The organism is Flavobacterium sp., from assembly GCF_965262375.1.
In the GTDB taxonomy this organism is placed as follows: Bacteria; Bacteroidota; Bacteroidia; order Flavobacteriales; family Flavobacteriaceae; genus Flavobacterium.
Genome location: NZ_OZ253527.1, coordinates 1011257 through 1033480 on the forward strand (window position 1 = coordinate 1011257; position 22224 = coordinate 1033480).

General features: G+C 33.0%; 20 protein-coding genes. 10 read left to right on the forward strand and 10 right to left on the reverse strand.

Translation table 11 applies throughout. From position 1 onward, the window contains the following. Positions 1 to 106 precede the first annotated feature (106 nt). From phoU to ACQY29_RS04770, 9 genes are all read right to left on the reverse strand, one after another. Positions 107 to 757, reverse strand: coding sequence for a phosphate signaling complex protein PhoU (phoU, locus tag ACQY29_RS04730; RefSeq protein ID WP_428224095.1), 651 nt, complete (start codon positions 755 to 757; stop codon positions 107 to 109). Between the two features lie 24 nt (positions 758 to 781). Beyond that, a complete protein-coding gene (gene pstB / locus ACQY29_RS04735; RefSeq protein ID WP_428224096.1) occupies positions 782 to 1540 on the reverse strand; it encodes a phosphate ABC transporter ATP-binding protein PstB in 759 nt (252 codons plus the stop codon). An 18-nt stretch (positions 1541 to 1558) separates the two neighbouring features. Further along, positions 1559 to 2524 carry a phosphate ABC transporter permease PstA gene (gene pstA / locus ACQY29_RS04740; protein ID WP_428224097.1) on the reverse strand — a complete coding sequence of 322 codons (966 nt, stop codon included), beginning with the start codon at positions 2522 to 2524 and terminating at the stop codon, positions 1559 to 1561. A gap of 2 nt (positions 2525 to 2526) precedes the next feature. After that, entirely contained in the window at positions 2527 to 3747 is a 1221-nt protein-coding gene (gene pstC, locus ACQY29_RS04745) for a phosphate ABC transporter permease subunit PstC (protein WP_428224098.1), read from the reverse strand. A gap of 37 nt (positions 3748 to 3784) precedes the next feature. Further along, positions 3785 to 4630, reverse strand: a complete 846-nt coding sequence (locus ACQY29_RS04750) for a PstS family phosphate ABC transporter substrate-binding protein (RefSeq protein WP_428224099.1) — start codon at positions 4628 to 4630, stop codon at positions 3785 to 3787. A gap of 345 nt (positions 4631 to 4975) precedes the next feature. Beyond that, positions 4976 to 6271 carry a porin gene (locus ACQY29_RS04755; RefSeq protein WP_428224100.1) on the reverse strand — a complete coding sequence of 432 codons (1296 nt, stop codon included), beginning with the start codon at positions 6269 to 6271 and terminating at the stop codon, positions 4976 to 4978. Positions 6272 to 6695: 424 nt separating this feature from the next. Next, positions 6696 to 7034, reverse strand: coding sequence for a toxin-antitoxin system YwqK family antitoxin (locus ACQY29_RS04760; RefSeq protein WP_428224101.1), 339 nt, complete (start codon positions 7032 to 7034; stop codon positions 6696 to 6698). Positions 7035 to 7182: 148 nt separating this feature from the next. Next, the gene (locus ACQY29_RS04765) at positions 7183 to 8223 is read right to left on the reverse strand and encodes a sensor histidine kinase (RefSeq protein ID WP_428224102.1); all 1041 of its coding nucleotides are present in this window, start codon (positions 8221 to 8223) and stop codon (positions 7183 to 7185) included. Beyond that, complete coding sequence (locus ACQY29_RS04770; protein ID WP_428224103.1) at positions 8223 to 8909, reverse strand: response regulator transcription factor; 687 nt, start codon at positions 8907 to 8909, stop codon at positions 8223 to 8225. The genes ACQY29_RS04765 and ACQY29_RS04770 overlap by 1 nt, the downstream gene beginning before the upstream one ends. 180 nt (positions 8910 to 9089) lie before the next feature. Between ACQY29_RS04770 and ACQY29_RS04775 the strand changes: the two genes are divergently transcribed. From ACQY29_RS04775 to ACQY29_RS04810, 8 genes are all read left to right on the forward strand, one after another. Beyond that, entirely contained in the window at positions 9090 to 11864 is a 2775-nt protein-coding gene (locus ACQY29_RS04775) for a TonB-dependent receptor domain-containing protein (protein ID WP_428224104.1), read from the forward strand. A 167-nt stretch (positions 11865 to 12031) separates the two neighbouring features. Further along, positions 12032 to 13216, forward strand: a complete 1185-nt coding sequence (locus tag ACQY29_RS04780) for a hypothetical protein (RefSeq protein ID WP_428224105.1) — start codon at positions 12032 to 12034, stop codon at positions 13214 to 13216. A gap of 94 nt (positions 13217 to 13310) precedes the next feature. Continuing rightward, positions 13311 to 13652, forward strand: a complete 342-nt coding sequence (locus ACQY29_RS04785; RefSeq protein ID WP_428224106.1) for a T9SS type A sorting domain-containing protein — start codon at positions 13311 to 13313, stop codon at positions 13650 to 13652. 91 nt (positions 13653 to 13743) lie between these two features. After that, a complete protein-coding gene (locus ACQY29_RS04790) occupies positions 13744 to 14703 on the forward strand; it encodes a T9SS type A sorting domain-containing protein (protein ID WP_428224107.1) in 960 nt (319 codons plus the stop codon). A gap of 200 nt (positions 14704 to 14903) precedes the next feature. Continuing rightward, on the forward strand, positions 14904 to 15221 hold the full coding sequence (locus ACQY29_RS04795; RefSeq protein ID WP_428224108.1) for a T9SS type A sorting domain-containing protein: 318 nt from the start codon (positions 14904 to 14906) through the stop codon (positions 15219 to 15221). 216 nt (positions 15222 to 15437) lie between these two features. Continuing rightward, a complete protein-coding gene (locus ACQY29_RS04800; RefSeq protein ID WP_428224109.1) occupies positions 15438 to 15758 on the forward strand; it encodes a hypothetical protein in 321 nt (106 codons plus the stop codon). Between the two features lie 64 nt (positions 15759 to 15822). Beyond that, on the forward strand, positions 15823 to 16803 hold the full coding sequence (locus ACQY29_RS04805; protein ID WP_428224110.1) for an acyl transferase: 981 nt from the start codon (positions 15823 to 15825) through the stop codon (positions 16801 to 16803). Next, positions 16803 to 17489 (forward strand): hypothetical protein, encoded by a 687-nt coding sequence (locus ACQY29_RS04810; RefSeq protein ID WP_428224111.1) that lies wholly within the window; start codon positions 16803 to 16805, stop codon positions 17487 to 17489. Before ACQY29_RS04805 ends, ACQY29_RS04810 begins: the two co-directional genes overlap by 1 nt. On the opposite strand, the gene ACQY29_RS04815 is transcribed toward ACQY29_RS04810, so the two are convergent. Then, positions 17481 to 18056: a 5-formyltetrahydrofolate cyclo-ligase gene (locus ACQY29_RS04815; RefSeq protein ID WP_428224112.1), complete on the reverse strand. Its 576-nt coding sequence runs from the start codon at positions 18054 to 18056 to the stop codon at positions 17481 to 17483. The genes ACQY29_RS04810 and ACQY29_RS04815 overlap by 9 nt on opposite strands. A 96-nt stretch (positions 18057 to 18152) precedes the next feature. Here ACQY29_RS04815 and uvrC point away from each other — a divergent pair, with 96 nt between their 5' ends. Further along, positions 18153 to 19940: an excinuclease ABC subunit UvrC gene (gene uvrC, locus ACQY29_RS04820; RefSeq protein WP_428224113.1), complete on the forward strand. Its 1788-nt coding sequence runs from the start codon at positions 18153 to 18155 to the stop codon at positions 19938 to 19940. A 7-nt stretch (positions 19941 to 19947) separates the two neighbouring features. After that, entirely contained in the window at positions 19948 to 22155 is a 2208-nt protein-coding gene (locus tag ACQY29_RS04825) for a patatin-like phospholipase family protein (RefSeq protein ID WP_428224114.1), read from the forward strand. The last annotated feature ends 69 nt before the right edge of the window (positions 22156 to 22224 follow it).

Consider the following 22224-nt stretch of genomic DNA (forward strand, 5'->3'; position numbering starts at 1 on the left):
AGAGTCTTAAATAACCAATTTAAAAGCTTCTAGTACATTAACGATTTTCCAAAAATAATAAAGCCGGCAGAAACCGGCTTTACAAGTGTGAAATTAAATTGATAAATCAGTTTTTATCGTTTTTTATGATTTTGGCATTTATCATAAAATAAACTGATTCGACGATATTAGCACAGTGACTTGTAATGCGGTCGATGTGTTTCAACGTCATGACAAGGTGTGTGCCAGCCACCACATAGGTGGTATTATTTTGCATTTCTGAAATGATATCTTGAATTAACTCTTCAGTAGTATGTCTTACTTTTTTGTTCAATGCAAATACTTCATTGATGTTTTCCTCATTCAAGTTTTCAAACGCTTCTAAAGTTTTGTAAGCAGTCGCTTTTACATCTTCAGTTAGTTTGTCAATATTGAATTTTTCTAACAATTGAGGTTGCTCCTTAACGGTTTTAGCCTTTTTAATGATGCTTAACGATAAGTCACCAATACGTTCCGCCTCATTGCTTATTTGCATAGCACTCATAATGAAACGAAGGTCTGAAGCTACGGGTTGTTGTAGAGCGAAAATATTTTGACAAATTTCATCGATTTTAACATCAAGTTTGTCAATTTTGTTTTCTACTTTTTTAACCCCTTTAGCTTTTTTATCAGCATCAACAGCCATAACATTCATAGCTTCAACCACTTGGTTTTCGGCTAAGTTGATAATTTTGATAATGGCGTTTCTTAATTTTGTTATTTCGGTTTCTAAAATCATAGTTTGTAAAATTTTGTAAATCAATTAACCAAAACGACCTGTGATATAATCTTCGGTTTGTTTCTTTTCAGGTTTGGTAAATATGTTTTTGGTTTTACCCATTTCAATCAATTCTCCCAAATAGAAAAACGCCGTATAATCGCTGGTACGTGCCGCTTGTTGCATGCTGTGAGTCACAATGATGATTGTATAGTTATCTTTCAACTCGTGTACCAATTCTTCAATTTTTGAAGTAGAGATAGGGTCTAATGCACTCGCAGGCTCATCCATCAAGATAATATCAGGACTCACTGCTAAAGTTCTAGCAATACACAAACGTTGTTGTTGTCCTCCAGACAAACCTAAAGCTGAATCATCTAAACGGTCTTTTACTTCGTCCCAAATTGCAGCCTGACGTAACGAACGTTCTACGATTTCGTCTAATTCAGATTTACTTTTTATCCCATTGATTTTTGGTCCGTAGGCAATATTTTCATAAATCGATTTTGGAAAAGGATTTGACTTTTGAAAAACCATTCCAATTCGTTTTCTAATATTTACCACATCCACATTTTTATCATAAATATCTACGCCTTCTACAAGCATTTCTCCTGTAATTCGAACACTTGGAATCAAATCGTTCATACGGTTGATACTACGTAGAAAGGTTGACTTTCCACAACCCGAAGGTCCAATCAATGCGGTAACTTTATTTCTAGGAATTTGCAGGTTAATATCTTTTAAAGCCTGCTTTTCTCCATAATATAAGGACAAATTATTAACTTCTATTTTAACGTCTTTCATCTTATGCTGACTAATCAATTAATTTTTCTTACTTCTTATTCGTGAACGAATGACAACCGCAACGATATTTAACGAAATGGTTAATAATAATAAAACCAAAGTCGTTGCAAATTGAATAGGCATAGTCCCTTCTACATCGGCTGATTGCGTTGACATAATATACACATGATACCCTAAATTCATGAACTGGTCACTCAATGACGATGGTAGTGTGGCTAAATAATAAGCTGCCCCTGTAAATAGTATGGGTGCTACCTCACCTGCCCCACGACTCACCGCTAGGATGGTACCTGTCATAATCCCCGAAATAGCTTCTGGTAATACAACTTTCCAAATGGTTTGCCACTTGGTAGCTCCTAAGGCTAAACTTGCTTCACGCAGTTCTCTGGGCACAGTTTTTAAAGCTTCTTCAACCGAAACAATAATTACTGGTAAGGTTAATAAACCCATGGTTAAACTTGCCCATAGTATATTAGGTTGCCCCCAACGAAGTTGCCCTCCGTTAAAAACATTATCCATACCGCCACCCATAAAATGTACGAAAAAACCTAAACCAAATAATCCAAAGATGATGGAAGGCACCACCGCCAAGGTTCGTATAGAAAAACGAACAGCAGCAGCTATCTTGGAATTCTCACGTGCATACTCTGTTAAATACAATGCCGTAATGGTACCAAAGGGGACGGCTGCCAATGACATTAAAACGACTAAGATGAATGTTCCCATAATGGCAGGAAAAATACCTCCTTTAGTCATCCCATCGGTAGGGAAACTAGATATAAATTCCCATGAAAAAGTGCTCCAACCGTTGTAAACAATAATTCCAAGAATAATGGCAATTACTAAAACAATCAAAATTACGGCTGCTAAAGTAACGCCTTCAATCATTTTACCTTTGCGAATGGTTGAGGTATCGGTTTTATCAAAGAAAGTAGAATTTACTACTCGCTCCTCTGTTACTGTGTTTTCAAAAGATGCTTCCATACTTACTTTCCTTGAATTTTCTTAATCAAACGTCCTTTTACATAAAACTCAGCCAATGCATTTAATCCAAAAGAGAAAATAAACAATACTGACCCGATAAAAAACAAAACACTATAATGTGTGTCGCCAAATACGGTTTCAGCCATTTCTGACCCAATAGTAGCTGCAAACGTACGTACACTATCCATTGGGTTTAAGGAATTGATGGCTGCATTTCCTGTTGCCATCAATGCAATCATCGTTTCCCCAAAAACTCTTCCTATTCCTAATAAGATGGCTGCAAATATTCCAGGAACAGCAGCTGGTAAAACCACAAAGAACGCGGTTTGCCATTTGCTTGCACCAAGCGCTAAACTTGCCTCTGTATACGTTTTGGGAACAGAGGACAAAGCGTCTTCTGTAATGGTGTAAATAATTGGAATAGCCGCTAAAGCCATGGCGATACCTCCTACAAAAGAATTCAATCGCGTTTCATTTCCAAAAATAGTTTGCACAAATGATGCTAGAACCATTAAAGCAAAAAAACCAATTACTACTGATGGGAATGCTGCTAGTAATTCAATGATAGGTTTGATATATTCTTTTCTTCTTTTTGATGCAAAAGTAGAAGTATACAAAGCTGCTAAAATGGCTATGGGAGCAGCAAATAAAATAGAAATGATAGTTACTTTAAGCGTGCCGATAAACAGAGGGATTAAGCCATAACGAGGATTATCCGACACCGGAACCCACTGCGTTCCTAAAAAAGTAGCAAAAGGGTTTTTAGTAGTCGTTGCAGTATCTAGATTATTAGCATTCACGTTTTCACTATCTGTTTCTACTAAGGATTCTGTTGTTACACCACCGTAGCTTTCAGGCTCTAGCGAATTTTTCTCTTCGGTTTCCGTTAAATCCTCCTTTTCGACACCACCATAGCTCTCAGGTGCATCAGTATCACTCTCTGTTAAGTTTTCAGTCGCTTCGCCATAGGTTTCTGGCACTAATGATTCAGCTTCTTCAGAACTGTAAGCTTCAGGCTTAGCAACATCTGTGGTGGCAGACTGTTCAGTTTTAACCTCTGGTTTCGCAGAAAAAATGGGTAAAGATTCTCTAAAAACGAAAAAGAAAATCAATAAAATGATTGCAATAGATAAATATGCTATTGAAGAAATAATTTTTTCGGCTAAGAACTCCGAAAGCCTGAATTGCTTCTTCAGGTTTTCGGGAGTAAATGTGTTTTCCATTTGGGTTGTTTTCTAAATTACAATTACCGATAAGCAATTATTTCTTTACAGGGAAATAACCTACTTCAGCACAAATTTTTTGCCCTTCTGCACTTAACGTCCAGTCCACAAATTTTTTCAAATTCCCTGTAGGTTTCGTTTTTACATACATATATAAATATCTTGCAATTGGATATTTCTTTGCATTGATGTTTTGCAATGTTGGCAAATATCCTTTTGATTTAGCATCTTTTTTAACTTTACAGTCTTTCACACCTTCATCAAAAGCGGCACCACCGTAACCAATACCATATTTATCTTTTTTTACTGCATTTACAATGGCTGCAGTACCTGGTAGCGTATTACAACTTACTGCAAAATCAGTTCCCACCACATGTTCTTTAAAGAATTCAAAAGTTCCTGAACTACTCTCTCTACCGTATAATTTAATCGTTGCATCAGGCCCACCAACTTCTTTCCAGTTTGTGATTTTTCCAGAGAAAATTTGACTTAATTGAGGAATTGATAATTCACTTACAGGATTCGTTTTATTTAAAAATACTGATAAACCATCTTTAGCGCAAGGTATTTCAACAACATTGCTACCAAATTTTTGTTTAATTTTTGCTAACTCTGCGGGTTTAATAGGTCGGCTTGAATTAGCAATATCTGTAGAACCATTCACTAATGCTGCTAAACCTACACCAGAACCTCCACCTGTTACCTGTACTGTAATCGCTGGATTTTTCTTCATAAAAGCTTCTGCCCAACGTTGAGACATGATAACCATAGTATCAGACCCTTTTATGGTAATTTTTCCATTAACCATAAACGAAAACAAAAATGGCATTATCGCTAATACAACTACTAAACTTTCTAATGACTTCTTTAAAGTGATTTTCATATTATAATAATTTTTATAAAACATTAAAAGTATTTTAACGCTCTGCAAAAATGATCCAGCAAGGTGAATTGATTGTTAAGAAGTTCTTATGTTAAGTTCAATTTTACGTTACTTTAATATTAAGCCATAAATAGGTATGTAAAGAAAATGTTATCCGTTTTATTATATTTAAAAAAAATACGCGGACAAATTAATATATGCTTTTCATTGTTAATTGTTTAGCTTTTTGTTTTGAAAATTTCTGAATTGCAAAAAAAAACTTTATGAAGAATAAAATTGTAACAACAAAAAGCCAGTTATCAACTGGCTTTGCTTTATAGGTATTAAATATTTAGCTTTTTTTTATTAAAAATTAAGCTGTGCTTGTAAGCGTAATAAATTACCTTGTTGGCGATTGTTTCTTAATGCACTATCTTCAAAAGTTCTGTCAGAAACTACCCATTCAGCAACTAGCTCAAAAGCTTTGAATGGTTGCCATTCTATACCAAATTCATAATCTCTAACTATATAACTTCTAGCATCTTTTTCAAACTTTTTGCCCCCATCATAGTATTGAAACTTAGCAAAAGGGAAAATCACATGATCCTTTGAAATATCATATTTGTAATTTAAAGTAACATATCCACCCTCTAAATGAGCTGTTGTATTGATACTATTTGTTAATTTATCATAACGTGGTCCTTTACCAATGTTGTACTCCGCCTGAATACCAAATGGTTTAGGATATAATACTGCACTAACCGCTACTCGTTGATCAAATATACCTGTTTTATTATCAATCTTAACTCCACTAGAAACTTCGGAAGTCATAGCCCATCTACCTGTATAAGCTTGAATACCTGGTTCAAATATTTGTTTACCTATTAAAAAAGGATAACTTACTCTAGAAATAACGTGTAAATTTCTATTTGACTCAACTTTATTTGCGGTTTGACCATTGTAAGCACCAAAACCAAAAACTCCATAATCTCCAGATCCTTTTAAATTATCTTTAACCAGCATAGCAAAACGCTCCCTTACCTTTTCTGGTGCCCAGTAAAAGAAAACTCCTAAATCACGCTCATTAGCTGCAGCACTATTAATAGCGTCATTTCGATCTAAAGTAAGACGATTTTGACTTGACTGTAAATTCTCAAATCCATATGGAATTTTACTTTGACCAATTCTGAATCTATATTCTCTTTTCTTATCAATAGATACATCAAAATAAGCATCTCTCAATTGTCCAAAATTAAGTACCCCACTTGCAGGTGAACTCGCAAAATCAGGTTGAATATAAAAATAAACATTAGGATGTACTTGACCAGAAAAGATAACCCTCGTGCGTCTAATAAAAAAACCATTATTAGATTTAGCATCAGCTTCTGTTGAAGTTGTACCCCAAGATTTATCACACTGATCACAACTTACTTTATCATTTGTAGAAAATAATCCGTTATATCTTACTTGTGCATAACCACGGATAGAGATTTTATCAAACCAAGAGTGTCCTTTTTCTTTCGATTTATCCTCCTTAGCTTTGTTAATTGAATCTAACAAAGTCATAAGCTCCTTTTTTAATACTTTTTTATCTATTTCTTGCGCAGATAAACTTGAAATTGAGAATACTACTATTAGGAACTTTACAATAATTTTTTTCATTTCAATGCTGTTGTGTGTTTCGAGTGCAAAAGTGTATTTATTTTGTTAAGTTGTTGTTATTCGAATATTATTAAAACTTCAAGACTATGTTAACTTAGTGTTAAGTAGGTAGAGGTGTTTTAAAATAATTTGTTTGTTTTTTAGGTAAATATCTGGTAAATAGGAGGTTGTATATGTTAACATTACACGTTTGAATAGGCTGAATAATGGAGGCTTAATATAAAAGTGAGGTTTTTAACGTTGGGTTAATCAAGTAGTTGTTTTTGAAATATTATTAAAATGTTGTATTTAATTTTTGTTTTTTTTGATTTATTTGTAATTTTTGTTGGTTTTTGTTGGTTTTTATTAAGTGAATGTGTTATAATAAAAAAGTTAACCTTAGGAGCTAAGATTAACTTTATTGTTATAAATAGGTAAGATGAATTTATTTTTTGTGGTGAGTAAGTTGACTATTCACGCTTTGGATTTTATTGTTTAAAAAAGCAATTTTTTTCAAATCGTTTTCTTCAGTTACTGACCACTGACCTGTTTTGATTCCCTTTTTGTATTCCCCCGACATTTTTAGTGTACCATCTTCTTTATAAGAATACCATTTTCCATCTACCTTTCCGTCGTTGTAATAGCCCGTTTCTTTGACCATTCCATTGTCGTAATAATACGTTGCTTTTACTAAGTTCCCTTCAATTTCAAATTTTGGTTCTATAGTTTGTGCTGTCAAGCTACCAGTGATTAAAACTGCAACAAGTAATACTATCTTTTTCATGGTCCGTAAATTTAAAAGGTTACACATTTTCTATATCTAAATGTATAAAAGTTTATTTAAATTTACAATTATAAAACAATAACTTTACAATTTCTTAACATTCAATTGTCAAAAAAAGCTATTCAAAGATGGTGAATAGCTTTAAAATTTATGCTTTATCAAGTGTAAAAGAGAACTCAGACCCTTTTTTGAAAGTACTTTTGACAAATATTTTTTGGTGATGGGCTTCAATTATATGTTTTACAATAGCTAGACCAAGTCCTGATCCTCCTTCAGAGCGTGAACCACTTTTATCTACCCGGAAAAAGCGTTCAAAAAGTCGAGGTATGTTATGCTTTTCAATTCCTTCACCATTATCAATTACCCGAACGAGTATTTTGTTGTTCTCTAAATTTCTAAAAATAATTTCTGTAGATCCTTTTTCTTTTCCGTATTTTATGGAATTCACTACTAAATTAAGCATTACTTGCTGTATTTTTTGGTAGTCGGCTTTAACCATTATAGGTTTGAAGTACTTTTGATCAAAATTTAAATCGATTTCTTTGGCATTAGCTTTCATTTCTAAAAGATCCATGACTTCTTGGGCTAAGGCAACTAGATCAAAAGTTTTTAACTCGAGTTTTACATCGCCCATTTCTAATTTAGAAATCATGTCTAAATCTTGTACGATATAGACTAAACGTTCAACTCCTTTCTCGGCACGTTCTAGGTATTTTTTTCTTAAAATTTTATCTTTATGCGCTCCGTCTATTAAAGTTGAAATATAACCTTGAACTGTGAATAAGGGAGTTTTTAATTCGTGAGATACATTTCCTAAAAATTCGCGACGGTATTCCTCGCGATCTTTGAGCATTTCGATTTCTAGTTTTTTATCCGTGGCAAATTTTTTCACATTACGTGTCAAAGTTGCCATATCGGTAGTTATTGTTTGATTGTGGAAATCAGTTGCATCTAGAAATGAGATTTCATCATAGATTTTTTTTACTCTCTTGTAAATGAATTTTTCAGCACGATATTGTAACACGAAAAACGAAAAAGCTGTAGTAGATAAACCAAAAATGAAAACGAAAAGTCCTGAGAATTCGAAAAACAAAGAGGTTAGTATTGCTACTAACCCTGTTGCGAATAATCCGATGTAAGCTGACGATCGTACAGCAAACTTATAGGTTTTTTTTAATTTTAATCCCATTAATATTCAAACTTATATCCTACGCCTTTGATGGTCTTGAATAAATCTTCTCCAATTTTTTCTCTTAGTTTTCGTATGTGTACATCTATGGTGCGTCCCCCTACGACTACTTCATTGCCCCAAACCTTATCTAGTATTTCTTCACGCTTGAATACTTTTCCAGGTTTAGAAGCTAAAAGGTAAAATAGTTCAAATTCTTTTCTCGGCAAAATGATTTCTTCGTCTTGCTTGTAAATTTTATATTCCTCTCTGTTTATTTCTATACCACCTAGACTGATATTTTCGTTAGTTGCAACATCAGTTTCTTTAAAACGACGTAAGAGCGCTTTTACTTTACTTACTAAGACTTTAGGTTTGATAGGTTTAGCAATATAATCATCTGCTCCAGCATCAAAACCGGCAACTTGTGAATAGTCTTCGTTTCGTGCCGTTAAAAAAGTAATCACTGTATTTTGTAGTTCTGGGATGTTACGGATCGCTTCGCAAGCTTCCATGCCGTCCATTTCAGGCATCATGACATCCATTATAATTAGGTGAGGCAAATGTTTTTTTGCCTTTTCTACTGCTTTACGACCATTTTCGGCTGTAAAAACTTGATATCCTTCTTGGGTAAGATTGTAGCCTACGATCTCTAAAATATCAATTTCATCATCCACCAAAAGAATGCGAATATCCTTTTTTTTCATTTCCATGTTATGTTTGTTCGAGTGTAAAATTAATTATTATTTGAATGTAAAATCGCGCCTAACATAAATTTAATGTGGTAACATATTGCTAACATTATAAAAACATAAAAGTAATCTGACATTAACTAGGAATTTACAAACACGCCTTTGCTTTGCACCAAATTTTAAACACACAACACAATGAAATTTAAATTAAGCTTTTTATTCTTATTATTTAGCTTTATGACTTTTGCTCAAAAGGGTATTGTTACAGGTACTGTTTCAGATAAGGATTTAAATAATGAGCCTTTGCCTTTTGCAAATGTAGCTATAAAAGGTACTACTATAGCCGTAACTACTGATATTCAAGGGAAATATAAATTAGCTGTTCCTGCGGGTTACCATACTTTAGTTTTTTCGTTTTTAGGTTACGAAACTAAAGAAGTGAAATTTACCATCGCTGCAGGTGAAGCTAAAGAAATCAATCAAACTATTGGGTCAGGTAGTGTAAAGATGGAGGATGTGGTTATTAAAGCTACAGTGAGTAGAGAAAAAGAAACGGCTTTGATGCTTGAACAAAAAAAGGCGGTAGAGATTAAACAAAGTATAGGGGCTCAAGAAATGGCTCGTAAAGGGGTGAGTGATGTAGAAGAAGGGTTGACTAAAATCACGGGAATTACAAAAGTTGATGGGCGTGGTCTTTTTGTGCGTGGTTTAGAAGATCGTTATAATAATTTATTAATTAACGAGCTACAAGTCCCTTCTAATACACCTTTTACTAAAATCATCCCTTTGGATATTTTTCCCACGGACATTGTAGGGGTTTTAAACGTATATAAAACTTTTAACCCTAATATCCCAGGTGATTTTGCAGGAGCCACTATGAATGTGGAAACAACGCAGCCAAAAAAAGTTACTAAATTAAGTGTTGGTTTCGGTTATACTACTAATAATAACAATGCCCCTTTCATTATGCATGAAAATGCAAATAACACACAAGGTTTCTTTGGATTAAATGGCAACGACAGAGAATTGTCGTCAGCATTTGGCACTGTTCCTGGCGCTATGAAACTTACTTCAAGTGAATATGTGAATGCTTATAAAGATAACTCTTGGAATACTGTAGAAACGACCAGCCCAATTAACAATAGTATTAGTTTTTTACATTCGGATAAAATTAACTTTGAAAAATCTAGTTTAAGTTATATTTTATCTATCAACGGAGATAATAAATATACCATTCGTAATGGTGTTGAAAGAACTTTTATGTTAGGTTCGGGTGATTATGATAATAACTTTGTTAAAACTACCTATAATTATGCTACCAACCTATCTACTTTGTTAGGGTTAAAATTTAAAACTAACCGTTTTGAAATTTCAGGTAACACCTTTTATTTAAGAACAACTGAAAGCGAAATAAAAGATCAATTAGGATATACGGCAAATCAAGTTGCTGAACCTAATGTGTTAATTAGAGGAAACCAATTTGATCAGTCTGACTATTTAAATGGGCAATTATTTGCTAATGTTAAATTAACCGAAAATGGAAACCACAGTTTAAAAGGAGGGGTTTCTTATGTAAAAACAGCTTACCAACAGCCAGACCGTAAGTTTATTATTGGTACAAAATTAGCGGATAATTTGATTAACACTTCTTACGGTGGAAATCATTTAAACAGACAGGATTTGAATATCAAAGGAAACTATTATGCTTCTAGTTTATTAGAGTATAGTTATAAATTTCCTGAAAAAGCAAATGGGAAATCGAATAAACTAGTGGTGGGGCACAATATGTTTAATAATAGTTTGTATTCTACGTATCGTATTTTCTCAGGTTTCAGAACTTTTAACAAAAATTATACAGCTCCATTAAATGCAATTGACACTTACATTGTAGATGATGTTAACAATGGTGTTTTAACGGTGCGTGAAGAAAGTAATCCTGATTACAAAAATAGATTCAAACAAATGGTGAATGCTGGCTATGTAAATCTATTCTTGAATTTTGGAGAAAAATTAGAAGTTAACGGAGGATTGCGTATTGAAAATTCACAGCGTAAAATAAGTTACCGATTGGTTAATGATAATTTTGATGATAACTTTAGAAAAATTGATAGTAAATTGAATTATATTTTACCGTCTGTCAATGCAAAATACGAACTTAATGAAAAAAGTAATTTAAGATTAAGTGTTTCGCAAACCATAACCCGTCCTGTGACTGCAGAAGTTTTACCGACAGTATATATCAATCCTGATGGTACATCTGTAAAAGGAAATAAAGATTTAAAAGATAGCAAAAACTATAATTTAGATTTTAAATATGAATTTTTCCCTAGTGACAAGCAAATGATAGCTGTAGGCGCATTTGTAAAGAAAATTGACAACCCTATTGAAACGGTTTTTATTCCAAGTGCAGGAGGAAGTGGGCAATTAATCACCTATCAAAACTCAAAAGAAGCCAATTTAGTAGGAATTGAAGCAGAAACAGTATTGCCATTAGAAAAAATTTCAAAATATCTTGATCATTTCTCAATGGGATTCAATACTTCTTTAATGTTAACAAATGTTTCTGTTGATTTAGATCAAAATCCTATGGAAAATAAAGCAAGTCGTAGATTACAAGGAGCATCAGAATGGTTGATCAATGCAGATTTGAAATATGATTTTGAATTTGCAGAAGATTTAAAAAACACAATGACTCTTGTATATGGTGTATATGGCGATCGCATCCAAGCTGTAGGTAGTCAAGGGATTGATCATAAGTATGAAAAGCCATTCCATAAGTTAGACTTTATTTGGGCTAGTAAATTATCTAAAAACATAGAAGCTAAACTTAGTGTGGATAATATCTTAAATCCATTATACAAAGTGGAACTAGGCAAAAATAGCAGAAATACCATTAATGAATCATCTCTTCTTATGGAAAGTTACAAAAGAGGAACTGGATTTAATTTAAATGTTAGTTATACTTTCTAAGATTAAAGCGCCCCTGAGGCGCTTTTCTTTTTACAACTCGCGTTAAGTCTTTGCAATTATTTTACAATAGTTTTAAAAAACTTTAAGAATTGAATAATAATGACTTAACACCATTTTAAAATCCACATTATACATTTGCTTCAAATAAAAATAACAAAAACAACACTATGAAAAAATTAGTTTTAAGCTTTGCAACTTTAGCCCTGATTTTAACTTCTTGTTCTGAAGATACAGATACTACTCAGGTCACTAAACCAGTAGTTGAAGGCGAAATTACAGGAGAAATCACAACAAACAAAACTTTTGAAAAAGGGAACTATACAATAAAAGGAACCGTTCGTGTAAAAAGCGGTGCTACATTAACGATAGCTGCAGGATCAGTAATTACAGCTGATATTTCAAATGGTCTTGATATGGTATTAGTAGAAAATGGTGGTAAGGTTAATTTTACAGGTACAGCAGCGGAACCTATCATTTTTACAGAAAAATCTAAAACTGCTGGTTCTTGGGGAGGGATTGTTATGTTTGGGGATGCTCCTATCGTGAGCGGTAAAGACGCAAATGGGAATCCAATTACTACTGCAACATCTGAGGATGGGACTAACACAGTATATGGGGGTAACAATGCAACTCATAATGGAGGTGTTATGAAATATGTGCAAGTGCAATTTGCAGGTAAAAAATTATCAGATAATACAAGTGAAATGAATGGGTTTTCTTTCTATTCAGTAGGTTCTGGAACGGTTTTAGAAAACTTAGTTGCTTATAAAGGTGCTGATGATGGTTTTGAATTTTATGGGGGTACGGTAAGTGCTAAAAACTTAATATCTTACGGAAATTTTGATGATTCTTTCGACTGGCAAGATGGCTGGAAGGGTGAATTTAATACTGACTGGTATGCATATCAAGAAGGAACTGGTAACTACGGTATGGAAATTGAAGCTAAAAATGTAAATAATAGCTTTTATCCTACGGTTGATCGTATTACTTTAAAGCGTGCGCCTGGAACACAAACCGAAGGAGGGTCTTCTGCAGCTGAATATGATGCTATCCAGTTCAAAAAAGAAGGTAATGGTATTTATAAAAATGTTTTAGTTTCAGGTTATGTAAATCCAAATGCAGTAGCAGTACGAATTCAGGATGCAGGAACAAACACAAACCAAGTAAATACTGGTAAAATCAAACTTTTGAATATTAAAGTTAATGATGGTACTACTAATTTTGGTTTCAAAGATGGGTCAGTGCAAGTGAGCTTTCCAATAGATAACTATAAAACAACAGACGCTACAACAGGAGCTACTCTAACGGCTGGTGCCTGGAGTTCAGTTGATGGGTTGAACCTTATAAAATAACTATTTTCAACATAAATATAACCGCTTAAGAAATTAAGCGGTTTTTTTGGTATAGAATTTGTTTTTTGTTAACTTTACAATCATATTCAATTCAATGCACAAAAAATACTTCTATATTACTTTTTTGTTTTTCCTGTTTTCTTTAGCTACTCTAGCTCAAGAAAGTAGAGAAACCTCGTGGAATGGTAAGCTCCAAGAGCAACCCCTTGATAATTTAACCATATATCCTAATCCTGTAGGTACAGGTAAAATTACAATTAACTCACGCTCTAATGGTGCTAAAGAAATTGAAATTTTTGATGTGCTAGGAAAACGAGTTTTAGTTACTGTGTTAACTACAAAAGAGTTAAATATTAGCAATCTTAATCCAGGGGTTTACATCATCAAAATCAGAGAAAATGAACAGCAAGTAACACGTAAGCTTATAGTGAAGTGAAAGCCTTTTTTATTTTTAACCTAAATTTCACACATAACTCCATGATTTTGTGAAATTTGTTTATATATTTGTTGTCCAAATAATAAAAAACATGAGAAAAATTTACGTTTTAGGGGCGTTATTGGCTATGTCTCTCACTAATGCTCAACAAACTTTGCCTTTTGTTGATTCTTTTAGCTATCCAGCTGGTAATTTACATCAAACATCTCCTTGGTCTGTTTTAGGTACAGCTAGTGCAACGGATCAAATCCTTTTAGATGGAAGTAAAGTTACTTTCGAAGCAGGAGGAACTGATGCTCAAGTAACAGTTACTTCACAAACAACAGGTACAGTATATTATGCTTTCGATTTAACAATTACAGGAGCATTAGCAGCTGTAATTGATGCAAATGGTGGTTATTTGGCTGGATTTACCCAGAATGCTACTACTTTTGGTGGTACTTTGTGGATTAAGAAAGATCCTGCTGATGCAACTAATACAAAATTCGCTTTCGGTACAGAAGTTAGAACAGCTACTGGAACTGCGACTAGCTTTACACCTTATTCTTATGATTTAGGGACTACCTATAAAGTATTAGTTGGATATACTTTTAATACAGGTGGAGCTTCAGATGATAGTTCAAAATTATGGATTAACCCAACGGTTAATGATGAAGCTAGTCCATTGATTACAGATACTCACACGGGTGCAGATCTTACTAGCATTGTTTCATTCTTTTTAAGACAAGATAGTGCTACTGAAACACCAGCAGTTGCAATTGATAATTTAAAGATATCTACCACTTTTAATGATGTTATGCTTTCGGCAGAAAAATTCGACAATATCGCAGGTTTAAGAGTTTCTCCTAATCCAGCGACTACAGAATTAAATATTCTTTCTGATAGCTTTGCTGCTAAAACTGTAGAAATGTATGATGTGTTAGGAAAAGTAGCTTTAAAAGCAACTGTGACTAGCCAACCTTTAAATATTTCAGGTTTAGCAAAAGGAGTTTATGTAGCTAAAATTACAGAAGAAGGTAGAGTAGCAACTAGAAAAGTTGTTGTTGAATAATTATATAATTACCATTTAACGAGTAAAAAGAGGCTTTGAGCCTCTTTTCTATTTTGTACCCTAACTAAAATTAAGGAAAGTGTCTTTTTTGCTTTTCGAGGAATTTACTTTTTAACGATTTTACTTACAAGCTGTCGATTCTATTCTTTTCTTCTTCTGGTTCGGTTGTATCTTTGAAATACAAATCAAATCTACTAGTTATGAAAACGTTATTCTTATCTCTGCTTTTTACTGTGAGCTTTTTAGCTAATAACGGTACACCTTCAAATACTGATGCTGCAATTTCAGGTTTGGATATCCAAACTTATAAAACAAAAAAATTAGGGACACATATTTATATTGTCTCTGATTTTTATGCTGAAAAAAAGGTAGAATTTATTAATCAAAAGGGGCAAGTGGTATATACTAAAAATACTACGGGTTCACCTATACAACTAAGTAAACTAAAACCAGGTAATTATTTAGTTAAAATTACTGAGAATAATAAATCGGCCATAATCTATTATGAGGTTCAATAGTTTAGTTAATTGTTTTTAATTAGAAATAAAATCTCACTTAAAACTTGAAGTTCTTAAGATAATGGGGTATTTGGAGGTAACTATTTTTAGTGAAGTGAAAATCACTAAAGAATTAAAATGAAACCGTTCATCGAGTATGTTTTCTGTCTGTCGAAAATTTTATATGCAATCCTACTAACGCAGTAATTTTGAAGTATAACCAAAAACAAAAAGACTATGAAAACGCTATTATTCACTCTGTTATTTTCGGTAAGTATTTTTGCTACTACTACTCATACTATTTCTAATCCTGAAAAGGGAATTGCGGGATTGGATATTTATACGTATAAAACTAAAAAATTAGGAAAGCATATTTATGTTGTTTCAAATTATTATGTTGAAAAAACGGTTGAGGTTCTAAATGCTAAAGGGGAAGTTGTGTTGAAAAAAACGACTGTAGGAACTCCTATTCAAATCGATACAATTGAACCAGGCATTTATAAAATTAAAATCACAGAAGGTACTAAAACCGATGTTTTAGAATACGAAGTTGAGTAAATACGAATTGGGTTAATAAAATTCCGGCATTGGTCGGAATTTTTTTTTTATGTACTTTTGAAAGATGTACACTACTGAAGATATTTTTGAAATTGGTTCCAAAAAAGAATTTGAAAAATTAACCTTGAAAATCTTTCGTTTTCAATACGATAACAATGCAGTTTATCAAAAATTTTGTCAATTATTAAAAAAAGATAAGTCCAATGTAAAACGTTTGGTTGATATTCCCTTTTTACCCATTCAATTTTTTAAAACACACGAGATTACAAGTAACGACTTAGTTGCTCAAACCGTTTTTACAAGTAGTGGAACTACAGGAATGACAACGAGCAGGCATCTAGTTACTGATCTTTCCTATTATGAATACAGTTATAGTTTAGCATTTAAGCAATTTTATGGAAATATTGAAGACTATGTGGTCTTAGCCCTGTTGCCTTCTTATCTTGAACGTGAAGGGTCATCATTGATTTATATGGTAGATGATTTGATTCAACAAACGAATAACCCTGAATCTGGCTTTTATTTGAATAATTACGATGAGCTGATACAGAAACTTATACGATTAGATGCAGAAGGACAAAATGTGTTGTTAATTGGTGTTACTTATGCGTTGCTGGATTTGATTGAAATCCATCAATTTCAATTGAAAAATACCATCATTATGGAAACTGGTGGGATGAAAGGCCGTAGAAAGGAAATGATTCGTGAGGAATTGCATGCCGTTTTGTGCGATGGATTTGGTGTTCCCGTAATACATTCCGAGTATGGAATGACTGAATTGTTGTCTCAAGCGTATTCGCTAGGGAATGGTGTTTTTGAATGTCCACCTTGGATGCATATTTTAATCCGTGATCCTGAAGATGCTTTAACGCTTCTGCCTGAGGGTAAAACAGGTGGGATTAATGTGATTGATTTGGCAAATATAAATTCGTGTTCTTTTATAGCCACTCAAGATTTAGGAAAGATGGTGTCTAATAATGCATTTGAAGTCTTAGGTCGTTTTGACCATTCTGATATTCGTGGTTGCAATTTGATGGTGGTATAATGAAAAAATGGCTTTTTTTGTTTTTTATATGGTCTTGCTTGAAAGGGTATTCACAAGAGAAATTAGAGTTTAAAATTCAAAACATCCTAAGAGTTGAAGATGAGTTTAAAACCGTTTTTAATTATAAAGTTAATTATACTATACGTAATATTAGCAAATCAAAACTTTCGTTTTTCTTGAATCGATCTAGGATATCAAATCATTTGAATAGTGCATTGACAAATACTATTTTTTACAAAATGTATAAAAATGACACGTTGATTAATGCACAAGTTTTCGATGTTAGACCAGAGTTAAATTCAATTGAGCAGCAAAAGTTGATGATTCAAATTCTTGAAGAAATAAACGGTAAAAAAGAGAGTAAGAAGAGTCCAGAGCAGCTTTTGATTGAGTTTGAAAAAAAGAAAAAAGAGAATTTGAAATCTGAAATAATTACTTTAGAGCCCAACGAGATTTTGACTTTTCAGAACAATCTAATTTGGAATAAGGTTAGAACTGTGGTTAATGATGATGATATTTTTTATTTAGATCCGAAATCGAAATATACTATTGATTTTTCACTTGTTTTATTAAAAAAGCCTTTTGAGAAATATTTTGAAAATGAGATAGAGAAGAAATTAATCTTAGATGAAAATTTTATAGAAGGTAATTTCTTCTCTAGTAAAATTGAGATTTCTTTAGATTGATGCTTTGAACTGAATTACCCCATAAGGAGTCACACAATAATCTAAGGCAATGTCATTTTCTGAAATATCATCGATAAGCTGTTCTGGATCAAAATAAGATAAGCCTATTTTGATGGTTTCAGGATTGCATTGGTTTAAAAACTGATCATAAAATCCTTTTCCATACCCCACTCGATGCCCTTTTGTGTCGTAGGTTAATAGTGGCACAAAAACCACTTCAATTTTAGAGGTCGGAACTTCTATACCGTCTACAGGTTCAGGAATATCGTAGGCATTGTTCTGAAACTTGGTGTTTTCAGTCAATAAGTAGTGCGTCATCGTGGTAGTTTCAAAATCCGATTTAGAAACCACTACCTCTTTGTCTCTACCTGATAAAATTTGTAAAACAAATTCTGTATTAATTTCTTTCTGGCTTTCTATAGGTAAAAACAAATGAAAGTAGGTCTTTTCCCAAATGGGTAAATCTAAACAATGATTAGCTATCATTAAACTATCATTCATGATTTCATCAAACGATAGTGACTTGCGAAGCGCTTTGTATTTTTGGCGTAGTTCTTTTTTATTCATTGTACAAAAGTAAAAAGAAAAATGCGTTAAATTTGTGAAAGCATTAATTCTTCAGGAAGCATTTTTGAGGTTTTAGCGCTTATTCAATACTATTCCATGATAGCTCTCGAACTCCAAATACAAACCCTGCCAGATAGTCCTGGCGTCTATCAGTATTTTGATAAAGATGGAAAAATTCTTTATGTAGGAAAAGCAAAAAATCTCAAAAAAAGGGTAGCGTCCTATTTTAATAAAGTGCACGAATCAGGCAAGACTAACGTATTGGTTAAAAAAATTGCTGAAATCAAGCATATTGTTGTGCCTACTGAAACGGATGCATTGTTGCTAGAAAATAATTTGATTAAAAAACTGCAACCACGCTACAATATCAATCTTAAAGATGATAAAACCTATCCATGGATTTGTATTAAAAATGAAGCCTTCCCGCGTATTTTTCCTACTCGAAGAATGGTGAAAGACGGTTCTGAGTATTTTGGTCCTTATACCAGTTTTAAAACGGTAAATACAATTTTAGAATTAATCAAAGAATTATATCCGTTACGTACTTGTACTTACGATTTGAGTCAAACAAATATCCGTTCCGGTAAGTTTAAAGTGTGTTTAGAATATCACATCGGCAATTGTAAAGGTCCATGTGAAGCCTACGAAACTCAGGAGAATTATCATAATCAGGTTAATGCCATTCGCGAAATTTTAAAAGGAAATTTCAAAGATAGTTTACGCGATTTTAAAAAAATCATGCAGGATTTAGCTTTCGATTTGCGATTTGAAGAGGCTCAGAAAATCAAAGAAAAAATAGCGGTACTTGAAAATTATCAGGCAAAATCCACTATATTAAACCCGAAAATTACCAATTTAGATGTTTTTTCCATCATTTCTGACGAAGCGATGGCATATGTAAACTTTCTTCAAATTTCCCATGGCGCCATAGTGCGTTCGCATACTATGGAGATTAAAAAGAAATTGGAAGAAACGGATCAAGAAATATTAGAATTGGCTGTAGTGGAACTTAGAGAACGATTCCATTTGAATGCACGTGAAATTATTGTGCCTTATGACTTAGATTTGGGAGAAAAAATTACAGTAACCATTCCGAAGCTTGGCGATAAAAAACAAATACTTGATTTGTCAGAGCGTAATGCGAAGTACTATCGTTTAGACCAACTCAAACAAATTAAGATTGTTGATCCAGAAAGACACACCAATCGAATTATGGCACAAATGCAAAAAGATTTGCGTTTGCATGTCGAACCTCGTCATATCGAATGTTTTGATAATTCAAATATTCAAGGAACCAATCCTGTCTCGGCTTGTGTAGTGTTTAAAGATGGGAAACCAAGTAAGAAGGATTATCGCCATTTTAATGTAAAAACGGTAGAAGGTCCTAATGATTTCGCTTCTATGGAAGAGGTGGTTTATAGAAGATATAAAAGATTGCTTGATGAAAAAGAGCCATTGCCACAACTCATCGTTATTGATGGAGGAAAAGGACAGTTGTCTTCAGCCTTAAAAAGTTTAGGTGATTTAGGTTTAAGAGGCAAGATTGCAATTATTGGTATTGCAAAACGATTGGAAGAGATTTATTACCCTGGCGATTCGGTGCCTTTGTATTTGGATAAAAAATCGGAAACCTTAAAAATTATTCAGCACTTAAGAAATGAAGCCCACCGTTTTGGGATTACTTTTCATAGGGATAAAAGAAGTAAAAATGCCATCCAATCAGAACTAGAATTGATACCCGGAATTGGTGAAAAAACTAGAGAAATGTTGCTAAAACATTTTAAAAGTGTTAAAAGAATTAAAGAAGCATCAGAAAAAGAAATTTCTGACGTTATAGGTCTTTCAAAAGCCAAAAAAATTCACGAATTTTATAAGAAAATTTAGCAGTTTTATGAAACGTCTCTTTTGGGTATTTTTAGGATTAGTGGTAGGTCTTTTGCCCAAAGTTAATTTTGCGCAGGAAGTAAATAAACGTCCTAAAATTGGGCTTGTGTTGAGTGGTGGTGGTGCTAAGGGTTTGGCCCATATTGGTGTGTTAAAAGAAATTGAAAAGGCAGGTGTAAAGATTGATTATATAGGAGGCACGAGTATGGGCGCTATTATAGGAGGTTTATACGCATGTGGTTATACTGCAAATGAGCTGGACTCAATATTTAACTCTGCCGATGCGGAAGCGATTCTACAAGATAAGATTCCGCGTGGAAACAAGACATTTTATGAGAAATATAATGATGAGGTTTACGCTTTAAGTTTGCCTTTCCAAAATTTTAAAATTTCTGTTCCCAAAGGCTTGTCTAAAGGGCTTTATAATTATAATCTAATTACCAGATTGACACATAATTATCGACACGTTTCTGATTTTGATAAACTCAAAATTCCCTTTTTGTGTATCGCTACTGATGTTGAAACGGGTGAAGAAGTTGTTTTTAAAAATGGTTATTTACCATTATGTCTTTCTGCAAGTGGTGCTTTTCCATCTTTATACGCTCCTGTTAAAATTGGCAATAGATATTTCATTGATGGGGGAGTAACCAATAATTTTCCTGTTGAAGAAGTTAAAAAAATGGGTGCTGACTTTATAATAGCAGTTGATGTGCAAGAAGATTTGAAAAATATTCAACAGATAAATGGCGCTACTGGAGTATTAAATCAGATTTCTAATTTTAAAACACTAGAAGGATTACAAGCAAAGAAAAGTTTGATAGATATGTATATCAAGCCTGATATAAAAAAATATTCTGTCATTTCTTTTGAATTAGGAAAGGAAATTGTTCAAAGTGGTAAGGAAGCGTGTAAACCATTTCAAGACCAACTGCTTCAGTTGGCTGATCATGGAAATAAAGTACACTTTGCTCCTAAAAAGGAAAATATTCAAATTAATGGGATTGGAATTGATGGCTCTGATAATTATACACGTTCCTATTTTTTAGGTAAATTACGTTTCAATGCGAATCAAACCATTTCTTATGAAAAACTCCAATCAGGGATTAATAATTTAAATGCTACCCAAAATTTCTCGGATATAAAGTATCGTTTGGTTGAAAATAATGGAAAAGATGATTTGATAATTGAAGTAGAGGAAAACCCAATAAAGACCTATTTCAAGTTGGGCGTACATTACGATAATTTATTTAAATCTTCAGCCTTATTGAATGTGACAAAAAAGAATCTGATGTTTAAAAATGATGTAGGCTCTTTTGATTTGATACTTGGCGATAATACCCGATTTAATCTAGATTATTATATTGATAACGGGTATCGATGGAGTTTTGGGTTGAAGTCAAATTTTGATCGTTTTTCACGATTAAGTCATATTGATTTTAAAGGCGGTGCGCTTTTCAACGCTTTAGGGGTAGATAAGTCGAATATGGATTATATTATTTGGAATAATAGAGCGTATGTACAAACCATTTTTGCTCAAAAATTTTTATTCGGTCTGGGATTAGAGCATAAATTTATTAGTATTAATGCTCCTATAAATACTACTGATTCCAATTTTATTGAAAAAAGCAGCTATTTTTCGTTCCTTGGTTTCTTAAAATTTGATTCGTTTGATAATAAGTATTTTCCTCGTAAAGGATGGTATTTTCATGGTGATGCGAATAGTTATTTTCACTCAACTGATTTTTCAAACGATTTTAAGCGCTCCTCAGTTTTTATGGCAGATATGGCAATAGCACAGACATTTTGGAAAAAAATTTCGTTGAAAGTTCAGTCAGAAGGAGGATTTACAGTGGGTGAAAATGCTAATAGAATTAATGATTTCGTTTTAGGAGGATATGGACATCATAAATTTGGAAATTTTAAACCTTTTTTAGGGTACGATTATTTGAGTTTAACAGGTGATAGTTATGTTAGAGGAAGTGTAACGGCGGATTATGTTTTTTTTAGAAGGCATCATCTGAATTTTATGGCTAATTTTTCTAATATAGGTTATAAAATTTTTGACACAGGCGAATGGATAACTAAGCCTAGTTATACAGGATATGGATTTGGATATGGAATGGAAACACTTATTGGTCCTATAGAATTTAAACAGAGTTGGTCCCCAGATACAGGGAATTTATATTATACCTTTAGTATTGGTTTTTGGTTTTAATATGGATTGAGTTTTTAAATAAAATCATAAAAAAATATTTTTTTGGTTAATTAATGACAAAAAAAACTA